The sequence below is a fragment of the Bradyrhizobium sp. UFLA05-89 genome (assembly GCF_059803475.1).
Window position 1 is genome coordinate 1 of sequence record NZ_JBANBA010000289.1, and the last position, 822, is coordinate 822.

1 protein-coding gene is annotated in these 822 nt (G+C 66.7%); it reads left to right on the forward strand.

The genetic code is table 11. The annotated features are described in order from the left end of the window. Positions 1-822, forward strand: an 822-nt coding sequence (locus tag SO139_RS46310) for a phosphopantetheine-binding protein (RefSeq protein ID WP_498542168.1), incomplete at both ends; no start/stop codon positions are given.

Below are 822 nucleotides of genomic sequence, written 5' to 3' on the forward strand. Positions count from 1 at the left end.
GGCGCTGCCGCTGACGCCGAACGGCAAGCTCGACCGCAAGGCGCTGCCGGCGCCGCAAGATGAGGCGTATGCGCGCGGCGCCTATGAGCCGCCGCAAGGCGAGATCGAGATCACGCTGGCACAGATCTGGGCCGAGCTTCTGGGTGTTGAGCGGGTCGGACGCCACGACCACTTCTTTGCGCTCGGCGGCCACTCGCTCTTGGCGGTGCAGCTGATGGAGCGGCTGCGGCGGCGGTCGCTGGGGGTCGAGGTGCGGACCTTGTTTGCAAAGCCCGTGCTGGCCGATCTGGCCGCGAGCCTCGGCAGTCATCACGAGGTGGCGGTCCCGGCCAACCTGATCAGCGAACAGAGTCCGGCGATCACGCCAGAGATGCTGCCGCTGATCGACCTGACGCAGGACGCGATCGACCGGATCGTCGCCACAGTGCCCGGCGGCGTCGGCAACATCCAGGATGTTTATGGTTTGTCGCCGCTGCAGGACGGCATCCTGTTCCATCATCTGTTGGCGACAAAGGGCGATCCGTACCTGCTGGTATCGCAGATGGCGTTTGCCGATCGTGACCTGTTGGAGCGCTATCTTGGTGCGGTCCAGCGGGTGGTGGATCGGCACGATATCCTGAGGACGTCGTTTGTTTGGGAAGGGCTGTCGCGACCGGCCCAGGTGGTGTGGCGCCGTGCGCCGCTCGAGGTGAGCGAGGTCGAGCTGGGTGGGGCTGGTGGTCCCGGCCACGCGCAGCTTAAGGATCGGTTTGATCCGCGCCAGCACCGCATCGAGCTTGGCCGGGCGCCCTTGTTGCGGTTTGTGATCGCGCGCGAGCCCGG